The sequence below is a fragment of the Paenibacillus sp. ALJ109b genome, assembly GCF_010747435.1.
GTDB lineage: Bacteria > Bacillota > Bacilli > Paenibacillales > Paenibacillaceae > Paenibacillus > Paenibacillus taichungensis.
In genome coordinates this window covers 1-11,091 of record NZ_JAAIFP010000021.1, presented here as the reverse complement: position 1 = coordinate 11,091, position 11,091 = coordinate 1, and the positions used below count along the sequence as shown (strand labels likewise).

General features: G+C 49.8%; 5 protein-coding genes. All 5 read right to left on the bottom strand.

The features are described 5' to 3' along the window. A partial coding sequence (locus G3352_RS20220; RefSeq protein ID WP_163759220.1) for an AAA family ATPase occupies nt 1-195 on the bottom strand: 195 nt, incomplete at its 3' end. Next, on the bottom strand, nt 192-1,376 hold the full coding sequence (locus G3352_RS20215; protein WP_163759218.1) for an exonuclease SbcCD subunit D: 1,185 nt from the start codon (nt 1,374-1,376) through the stop codon (nt 192-194). The genes G3352_RS20215 and G3352_RS20220, both read right to left, overlap by 4 nt. 71 nt (nt 1,377-1,447) lie before the next feature. Beyond that, nucleotides 1,448-5,767 carry a helicase-exonuclease AddAB subunit AddA gene (gene addA / locus G3352_RS20210; protein ID WP_163759216.1) on the bottom strand — a complete coding sequence of 1,440 codons (4,320 nt, stop codon included), beginning with the start codon at nt 5,765-5,767 and terminating at the stop codon, nt 1,448-1,450. Then, nucleotides 5,764-9,267: a helicase-exonuclease AddAB subunit AddB gene (addB, locus tag G3352_RS20205; RefSeq protein WP_163759213.1), complete on the bottom strand. Its 3,504-nt coding sequence runs from the start codon at nt 9,265-9,267 to the stop codon at nt 5,764-5,766. Before addB ends, addA begins: the two co-directional genes overlap by 4 nt. A 198-nt stretch (nt 9,268-9,465) precedes the next feature. After that, a complete protein-coding gene (locus G3352_RS20200; RefSeq protein ID WP_163759212.1) occupies nt 9,466-10,842 on the bottom strand; it encodes a class I SAM-dependent rRNA methyltransferase in 1,377 nt (458 codons plus the stop codon). Nucleotides 10,843-11,091: the final 249 nt, after the last annotated feature.

Below are 11,091 nucleotides of genomic sequence, written 5' to 3'. Positions count from 1 at the left end.
TCCCTGGGTACCGTTAACCGCACGTTCCACTTTTCCGTACATCGCCAGCGTAATCGCGTCGAGCAAAGAAGATTTCCCACTGCCTGTAGGACCAAAAATGCCGAACAGTCCCGTTTCTGTCAATACGGTAAAATCAATCTCCTGAGTCTCCCGATAACTTTGCAGACCTGCAACTTTCAATAAAATCGGCTTCAATTTCCCTCGACCTCCTCACGCATACCCGGCTCGTCCTCATCGACGAGTTCCAGGAACAGTTGAACCAGACTGTCTTCAGGTAATGCCCCACCTGTCTGACGCTGATAAAATTTGCGGAAAAGCTCATGTACGGGAAGCTCGGATCGTTGCTCCAAAAGCCCTGCGGCTGCCATCTCGGGGTACACCGGACGGATATGGATGATCCCGTCATGCGACTTACGAAGCTGCTGGATTTCTTTCAGAGACATTGCGTCATCCAGCCATACTTCCATATCAATAAAAGCCTGAGGATCACGCCCTTCATCCAGCCAACGATAAACCTCAGCCAGACCGCCACGCGCCTTCCAACGCACAAGTGGACGTCCAGAGGTCAACAGCACTTCTTCCACGTTTGCGGCACCCCCCGGTGCCAGATCAACCATGGTGACGGACTTACTCTGCCCCGCTTCGGAGAAACTGTAGGCCAGTGGAGAGCCACTATATCGAATCACACCGTCCCCTTTAACTGCCTGCGCACGATGAAGATGCCCCAGTGCTGTATATTGCGCACCTGTTGACAATGCAGAAGGGTCAACCGTATAGGCCCCCCCTACCTGAATGGGACGTTCCGAATCACTTTCCACTCCGCCCAGAACATAAATATGACTCATCGCCAAATTCACCGTATCCGGACGAAAGGAAGCAGCCAGACGCTGCATTAACATGCCAACCCGGCGGCTGTATGCCTGGCGAAGTACATTCTCGTCCCCATCCGTTGTCAGTAATTCGTTCAGTCGCGCTTCCGAGGGATATGGCAATGCAGCAATCTGCGTAGTCTCTCCAGTTCGCTTTGCATGGATAGTAACTGCTTCTGAAGTAGGCATACCTACAAGTGTAATTCCCTGTCTGTTCACAAGCGGGGTCACCGAAGCCACTCGCTCTGGCTGATCATGGTTCCCGGCAATTACCACAAGTGGTCTTCCTTGTTCTGTCAGACGCGCCGCAGCCTCATAAAAAAGCTGTTCCGCCGATGCAGGCGGATTTACAGAATCATACACGTCTCCAGCCATCAATATGGCATCTGCCTGCTGCTCATCCGCGAGTCTAACAAGCTCATCCACAAAATCCTCCTGCTCTCGCAGCCGGCTCCGTCCCTCCAGCGTTTTCCCCAGATGCCAGTCCCCTGTGTGCAAAATACGCATCGTCCGTTCAACCCCTCTCTCATGCAAAATCCGATGATACAAATTCCATCCGGCCGTTTTAAAATTTCACTTTATAATTTCACAGCAATTCCGCCATCAAAAAAGTACAACCACTTCCGGTCGACTTTCCGACCCAGAATATCTTCAATAGCCCGGCCATACAGCTCCAGCTGGAAACGATAGTTTTCCGTCAGTTTGTCCAGTCCACCGCGATGCTCCAACACCCGATCTGTCTTGTAATCTAGCAAAACAAGCTCGCCATCCACCTCATACAGGCAGTCAATAATCCCCTGTACTAGCACCGTCTCATTTTCTAGTGATGCCTGCATCTTACCGTCTTCCTCCAACGTTTGCATCCCTGCATCTGGTGACAGACTATGAAGCCATTCGGCAGGTGAATGATGTGCCGGAAGTCCATAAATAAATGGGATCTCCCGTTTCACCCACTGCGCACGCAACAATTCTGTCCCAGGTTCTGTATTGAAGAATTCGGCCAGTTGATCAGACTCAATAACCTCTGCTTGATGGGGGAGCAAAATCTGGAGCTCAACTAACCGCAAAAGTGTCTGCTCAACGATTCGCGAATCAACGGGTGAGCCATCTACAGGAAGATGCTGCATCAACGTATGATATACCGTCCCCCGCTCGGCTCCAGTCAATTGTTTCTCCTCCATGAATTTGGGACGACGTAGATGCAATTTAAAGGACGAGCTTCCATCCTTCACTTCACGGCCCTCATAATCCACAGAAGCCTCAGATTGTTCTTCAACTTCCTCCACCATCTGTAAGGACTCATGGTCTTGCATGGCTAGCAATGTTTTTAGTTCGGTAACCGATGTACTGGCAGCTACTTGCGTTGCTGCTTGATGAGGATACGTCCATGAAAGCCGTTTATCAACTTCACGAAGCAGCTGTATACCCTCTTGCTCACCTATTGTAAATACATCTTCCTCACTGATATCTCGTGGTGTTGCATCTTGTGTATCCTCGATCATCTCATCTTCAGTGGAGGAAGGAAACAGCTCCACAGGCTGAACTGCTTTTAGGGCAGCAATTCGATGTTTCCGCACTTCTGTCATGCCGTCTTCTTCACCAAGTGTCTGATCCACAAATATTTCCCTGGATACTTGATCAGCAGAAATGACGGAAATACTCCAGCGTGATTCATCATCCACAAGACAGGCAGCATATGAATCAGCGCCTCCCGCAAGTTCACGCAGCAAAGATGCGTCTGGATGTCTCATCAGAGACGGACCGATCCAGTCCAAATAACTACGTCCTGCTGCAAGCAGATAGTCAGGCAATACCCGTTCCGGACTGTCTTTAATCTGAGACCATGCCACTGCCTTTTTAACAACATCTTTCACCGTACCAACCAAAATCATTTTCTCTTTTGGGCGGGTCAAAGCCACATAGAGCACCCGCATCTCTTCGGCAAGCAGCTCAAACTGGGCACGACGACGAATCGCCAGATTCGCCAAGGTTGGATAGGCAACCCGATTCTCACGATCAACAAACCTTGGGCCAAACCCCAGCTCCTTATGCATCAGAAACGGCGAATTCAGATCCTGCTGATTGAACATTTTGGATATGCCCCCGACAAAAACAATAGGGAATTCCAAGCCTTTACTCCGGTGGATCGTCATGATGCGTACCGCATTGTCCTGCTCACCAGAACCACTTGCTACGGTGCCAAGATCTCCCCCGTTCTCACGTAGTCTGGATACATAGGTCAGGAAGCGGAACAACCCACGATTAGCCGTTGCCTCCTCATATTGCCGAGCGCGATCATACAGAGCCTTCAAATTACTTTGACGCTGCATGCCTCCAGGTAGGCCGCCAACCCAGTCCAGATAACCCGTTTCCCGGTACATGCGCCAAATGAGTTCACTCAGGCTGCCTTGTCTGGCTTCAAGCCGCCACTGTTCCAACTGACGCATAAAGCGAATTAACTTTTGTTGCAGTTCCGTGCTGGTACCGTTGTCCCTATCCGCATCATCGCTTATACGTCCACCCATACTTGCATCTATTCCAGCATCCAGAACCTCATCTGTATCTGCCTGTACAGAGGATTCATATATGCCTTCGATAACGTCTGCCTCGGCGGATACTGCCGATTCCCGCTGCCCCTGTTCCATTTCTGACCAGGCTTCCGGCCATTGCAGCTGGATTGCAGATGAATCCGGATTCGAAACTTTCTCACCAGACTGCCCGAAAACATTCAACGAACTAGTGAATGCTCCTGTAGCTGATACAACAGCATCATAGAAAGACTGTCGCTTGTCCCCAAGGCGAATCTGAGCCAGTTCCTCTTCATCCAATCCGACAATCGGCGAACGAAGCACGGAAGCAAGCGGGATATCCTGCCTTGGATTATCCACAATCTGCAGCAATGACAACATCACTTCCACTTCCGTCGCCTGGAAATACCCTTTGCTTTGCTCCCCTCCGGCAGGAATACCCTGCTGTCTGAATTCCTCAATCATGAGTGGAGCCCACATCAGGGCAGAACGAAGCAAAATAACTATGTCTCCGTAACGCGCAGGTCGCATGGATTTGAGGGCTTTATCATAAACGTTAAGGGCTGGTTTATCCGTATCTCCCACCATTTCACGAATACGTCGCGCCATGGCCCGAGCCTCCAGCTGGGCGGTTTCGAGCTCGGCACTCTCCAGCTCGGCAGAAGGCAGAGCATCCCCATTCTCGTCCGTGCTTTCCGTCAGATCAGGTCCTCCGCCTTGACGATCAATCAACATAAGTTCAGGTGTGTATACCTCATCTCCAAGCGTCTCTGCCGGGAAAGTAGCCCCATAAGCGAGCTGCGCCCGTTCATCATAGGCAATCTCAGCTACCCCTTCATTCATGAGCTGCTTGAATAACATATTGACCGAATGGACTACTTCTGCACGACTGCGGAAGTTACGCGCAAGATCAATACGTCTTCCTGCATGCAATGACTCTTTCTCTCCGTCCACTTCCATATCCGAATTCGCTGCGTATTGACGATACTTGTTCAGAAACAGACCGGGTTCAGCCAGACGAAAACGGTAAATACTCTGTTTTACATCACCAACCATGAATCGATTTCCTGGATTTTCTCTGGAAATCAGTCTGACGATATCTTCCTGCACCGTATTTGTATCCTGATATTCATCCAGCAGCACTTCATCGAAACGTGCCCGATATTCCATTGCTGCATCCGAAGGCATGGATAGCTCAGGGGTTGAATCCTCATGGCGCAAAATATGAAGACAGTAATGCTCCAGGTCACTGAAATCAACCTGACCGCGCTCCTGCTTGGCCTGTCGATATCGCTCTCCAAATGCACTGACCAGCTTGGACAGTTCCTGCATTAGTGGTGCCGCCTGCTCCAGCTCCTGCCAGAAAGAAAACGCACTTCTTCCAAACAATGACCCTTTCAGATCCGTCACGGCTTTTTTCGCAGCCTCACGCAGTTCCTTGACCTGTTCTTGTAACCCCGGGTCCGTCTGGTCCTTTTTGCAAGGCTTCAGCTTGCCAAAAGATGCTGGCTGAAACACTTCAGGCAATCTTTCCCACGGCATGACCTCAACAGCTGACAGAAGCTCTTCGACCATTGCCAAATCTTCTTTTAATGTATCTGCATAAGGTTTCGGACCTTCCGGCTGCATAGATATGCTGATTCCTTGACGCAGCAGACCAGCCGCACCACTTAGGGCAAGAGCCGCATCACGTAAAATACTCTGAACCCATGCAGAATGCCCAAGTGCCTCGACACTTTCCACCTGAAAAGCAGATGCCATCTCCGCAAGCCAATGATCCGGCCAGGAATGACTGCGTGAGAAATCATACAAACGCTGCACAAGTCGATGCATGGCATCATCGTTTCGTTCTCCACTGAACCAATCCACCAATTCGCGGAATGTACTTCCTTCGTCTTCTTCCCCATACTTTTCTTCAAACAACTGCTCCAACAATTCCTGCCGCATAATCTCGGCTTCATTTTCATTCAAAATCCGGAAAGCCGGGTTTAGCGGAATTTGCTGATAATAACGACGAATGACCTCCATACAGAATGAATGCAGTGTTGTAATGGATGCCCGCCCAAGTAGTGAAAGTTGTTTGCGCAAATGTTCTTCGGCAGGTTGCTCTTCAAGTGCACGTTCCAGTGCTTCCCGTATCCGCTGCTTCATCTCGGCCGCAGCAGCTTTCGTAAATGTTGCAACCAGCAAACGATCTACGCTGAATCCGCGGGAAGGGTCTGCAATCTTACGAATAATCCGTTCAACCAATACGGCCGTCTTCCCGGAACCCGCTGCAGCAGCAACCAGGATGTCTTCCCCACTCTGTGAGATGGCACTCCATTGGTCATCGCTCCAGAAGCTTCCCTCCGGTTTTGGCATAATCGTCATGATGTTTCCCCTCCTTTGTCATGAGACAGCATGTCCCAGATTTGCTGTTTGCCCGGTTTGGACAACAGATTATATTCATTGCCTTCGATATTTTCATCAAATTGACAGACTGGCTTGTACGGACAGAAGGTGCATGCAACCTCCTGCTGGATACGGTAAGGTTCAATTGCCACATCCCCGTCCGTAATCCGGGTGCCAATCTCACGTATATTGCTACGAACTGAAGCAAGCAAGGTATCCCATTGTTCTGGCGTAGCTACAGCAGCGCTGCTATAAAAGCTGCCATCTGCCTTAAGCGCAACCGGAATAATGGCTGAATAGCCTTTGTCCAGGGTATTGTCCATTTGGGCGATCGCATCCCGGTCCGCCAGCAGCAAGCCTTTCATTTTGAACCGTTTCAGCAGTTCTTGTCCTGCCTGCTCAGAAGTCATGCCATTTGCGGATTGAAGCAACGGATTATGCACATGGAAATAGAGTGTTCCTCCAGGCATCGCCGATTCTCCAAGCCATTCCTCGGCAGCACTAAGCAGCACCTCCAGGTACGTGAGCATCTGCAATGACAGGCCATAATACACCTCATGCAGTTTGAGATCGGTCTGGCTCGATTTGTAATCAATGACCCGAAGCAGCAAGCCGTTCTCTCCTTCAGCCACATCCACACGGTCGATACGCCCGACAATCTCCATCACACAGCCATTTTCCAATTCAAAACGAAGCGGTGGCAGGGGTTTACCTGGTCCAAAATCAAGCTCCAGCCCAATCGGTTCAAAGCTTCCCCGTCTGGACTGTTCACCTAGAATAACCGAAGCCCGGCTAACGATATCCTTCAGCTTCCGGAAGATGTAACCATACCGTTTCGTGCTAAGCAAAATCTCTCCCTGCAACTGTGGTGCAATCTGCTCCACGGTGTGCTCCGCTTCCTTCCGACATTCATCCGGAGACAGACTGCCCCAACTGCGATTCTGCTCACGCAAACGTATGGCAAGCTGACTCAAGGCAGCATGGAACAATTGTCCAATATCAGGGGCTTGCAAGCGGTACAACTGGCGCTCTTTCAATCGCAGCCCATGGGATGCAAAATGGGAAAACGCACACGCCACAAAACGCTCCATTCTGGAGACACTGGTCCTTACCTCTGTACCATATAATCTACGGCTCGTAGCCGTACGCAGAGGTAACGCCCGATTGCGATAAAAGACCGATCCAAGCAATTGTTTTAGCTGAGGTCTGCTCGTCTCCCTAGAGACATGCCAGTTATAGATCGCCCACCACATTTCAGGAATATCTTCTCCACGGCGCCATCTGCGCAATTGTCCGATGAGATAAGAGAGGCTCTGACCAGGATGGTTAACATAAGACCAGTGTATCTCTTCAGCATCGGTAACTGGCGGCTGGGCAAGCAATGGCTGCTCATGCAGACCGAACATCTTCCGTACATGTCGTACAATTTCCGAGGGCAGTAATGTCTTCCCTTCATCATCTGCAACGGGATAACTCAGCCATAACTGCTTGCTCGCCGCTGTCAGGGCTGTATAGATCAGAAAGCGTTCATCCAGCATTTGTCTTGTTGCTCCTGGCCCAAGTCCCAGTCCTCTCTCTGTCAATAACAGCCGTTCCTGCTCAGTTAATACACCATCATCCTGAGGCACAACAGGCAGTTCACCATCTACTGCACCCAGAATAAATACGTACTTGATACCCTGAAGACGTGTACGATCCATCGATCCAACCAACACTTGATCAAGCGCTGGAGGAACAAGTCCCAGCTTCAGTTCGGTTAATCCGGTCTCCATTAGCCCGGCAAATAAATCGATATCCAGCCGTTCAGCCCCCATCATATCAACCATCTGATCTAATAGATCAAGGACGGCACCCCACATTTGACGATGCTCTCTTGAACGTTCCGGGTCACCCTGGGCCTTGGCTTCTGCAGACATCTGATCCAGCTTCCAAGGAATCTCGGCATCTTCCAGTAATCTGTATAGCGCCGCACATTGGTCTTTAGCTGTCTTTGCCTTGCTCATTCGTTTCTCAAAAGCACCTAGTGGATCAACAATCACTGTTCGGCATTTTTCCATTAAGAACAGCATCTGCTCCCGACCCCGGCTGCGGACATCCTGATCGTTGTCTTCCAGGGACAAGCTAGGTACATACTTCCATGGCTTGCCATCTGTCCAGCGGTATCCGTGAATTCCACAAGCCAAAATATAATTCTCGAGCTGGTCCATATCTTCACGTGTAATGGAACCGTCCCGTGGAAGCAGCAGATCCGTTTTCACACAGCGAAACACATCCTCATAACGCCAGCGACGGCGAACGATATCGAGTGCTGAACGAATAAATTCCGCTAATGGATGATGTAGTTCGTTTCTTCTCCGATCCAGAAAGACAGGCACGCCATAGTCTCTGAATAGAGGCTCAGCAATGTCGGCATATGTATCCAACTGGCGAACGAGCACTGCCATATCTCGATACCGAGCACCTTCATTTTGCGCCAGACGACGCATTTCACGAAGTGCTCCTTCCATCTCAGCCCGGCGGTTCTCAGCGGCGTAAAGTCGGACACCCGCATCACGCCCCTCACTCTTCCAGCGAACTCTGCGATCAAAGCCAGCCTCCAAATGCGCCAGTCCAGGACTGCCTTCATATCTTGGCAAAACTTCCGGTTGAAGTACAGTTGTCTCATTAAGAACACCCAGATCTTCAGCCATGCCTTTTAGACGTGCGTATGCACTCGCTGTGGGATGAAACAGCTCCAATTCTGCTGGAAGTGCGCCGTGGTCGTAAGCACGATCCAACGTCAATGCAATTGTAACGGAAGAAGCTTGCAGCATCAGTTTTCCAATGACACTCATTTCCTGCGGAGTAAATCCCTGAAATCCATCGATCCAGATCTGTGCATCTTGCAGCAACGTGCTCTCCGGCAACCGCTCTGTCAGTTCAGTCAACGTGTCTTCATCATCGATATATAGTTCGGTTAATTCCTTTTCATAGTCACGGTATATAAGTAGCAAGTCATGCAGCTTGTCTCCCAGAATCGGTGCAGAAGAGGAAGTATTCCATGCGGAAAGTCCTTCTTCCAGTGAAGTGGGGTCAAATTCATAACGTTTAAACTCACTGTATAAATCATTTAAGTCTCCTATAAATCCCAGCTGGCTGCCCGATGCTCCAAACAGCTTCAATTCTTCCTTACGACGCTGAAGCACTTTGTAGAGCAGCATTTTTTTTCCTTCAGCCCCAATGGGAATACGTGCAGAACCACCTGCCTCCTGCATTACCCGATAGGCCAATCGGCGAAAACCAAGCACTTCAGCACGCATGGTACCTTTAATAGCCCCTGAAGATACCAGTGACTGTTCAGTTCGAAACGAACTCTGTTCCGGGACCAGAAGAATCAGTGGTTTACCTTGTGGTTCCTTTTGAAGCAGGGATGTGATTTCCCGGGTAATCAGCGCACTCTTACCGCTGCCTGCCCGGCCAATAACAAAGCGTACGGACATGTTTAATCCTCCAAACCATCACGAACAAGATTTTAATTCCCAGTATAACATATCTGACTTGTTTCGGAACATACGTTTGCCACTATCCGGCAATTACAGAAAGCTTCTCCACGAGCATAGCAAAAAGCCCACAGCTTATGAAAACAGTGGGCTCTTTGCGTAAATGTATATTCGATCTTAAAATGAAATCACGCTCGATTAATTCCTTTTGCTGCGTACTTCGAAGATGGCAAATTTCAGGTAATGACCTTCGTCTACGCCCAAAATTTGTGGGTGATCCTTACCGGCTGCTTTCCAGTCGATCAGACGCAGTACTTTGCCTGCATCTTCGGCTGCATCCGCAATAGTTTCCAGGAAGAGATCCGGACGCATGTGGTATGAACAGCTTGCCGTTACCAAATACCCACCCTCATTCACCAGCTTCATTCCTTGCAGATTGATGTCCTTATATCCACGGCATGCGCCTTTGACTGCTGATTTCGTTTTGGCAAAGGCTGGCGGATCGAGGATGACCACATCAAATGTTTTACCACCGGCTGCAAGCGCTTTGGACGTATCCACTTTCTGTTCGCCAGCACGGGCACGTACGTTACGCTCATCGAGGCCTTTCACCTGCTCACGCAAGTATTGGAATGCATCCGCAACGACAAATTCGACCCGATCAGTAAAACCGTTCAGCTCTACGTTGGTACGTGCACTTTCAATCGCATGTTCTGAGATATCAAGACATGTTACTTTTTTGGCTCCATATTTGCAGGCGTTCAATGTGAAGCTACCTGTGTGGGAGAAACATTCCAGCACAGTGGCCCCATCCCAATAAGGGAACGTCACAACCTTGCCGCTTTTATTCACAGGAAGCAACTGCTGCGTATCATCCTGCTCGGTCTGTTGGAGCGTAATGCCACTCTTGTAACCCCAACCCTTCATAAGTGGTTCGATGGCTGCACGATTCTCGCGCTGGTCAAAGAAGTACCCTGTCTTCTGGCCTTCCACGATATCCACCTTAATGAGTAATCCGTTCTCTGTTACCGTGACATGACGCGGGCAATCCCCATATAATGGTCCTTTCGTCTGCTCCAAACCTTCCAGTTCACGAATGGACACATCACTGCGTTCATAGATGCCTTCCGGCTGCATTACTTCAATTAGAGCTTGTACAATCGCTTCGCGGCAACGGTCCATGCCGAGTGTGAGCAATTGAACAACAAGGATGCTGCCAAAACGGTCAACAATCAGTCCTGGCAGGAAATCAGCTTCCCCATAAACGAGACGGTATGCCTCTCCATCCTGGATAAAACGCTCCCGGTGGCGCAAGCAATCACGGAAACGTGCTGCAAAAAACGCGGTGTCCATCTGTTCAAACTCCAAAGGTTGATAGGCCACGACTCGAACTGTGATTTGAGATGCAGGATTATAGTAACCCGTGGCAAGATAGCGACCTTGGTGGTTCAATACGTTGACCAGATCTCCCGGCTCGGGGTTTCCTTCAACAGAGGCAATTTCATTGTTATATATCCATGGATGTGCATGTTCAAGCCGCTTTTTGCGGCTGCGTTCCAGTGTAACTGATGGCAAAATAGATCCACTTCTTTCATAGTTAGTTAAAAAGATAGGTTTGGTGCAAAGGTGACCGCTTCGGGGATGGATTGGACTTTCGATCGCTGTTATCCCCAGATTTTTCTGATTCCTTTCTCAAAAGGGAAAATCCGGGGATAAAGGCGAGCGCTTCGCTTCTACAGTTCCAATTCCATCCCCTCCGCTACGTTTGCAGAATCTCCGTATCTTTTGAATAGGGGCGCGTTAATTTGGGTGTCCGCTTCGGGG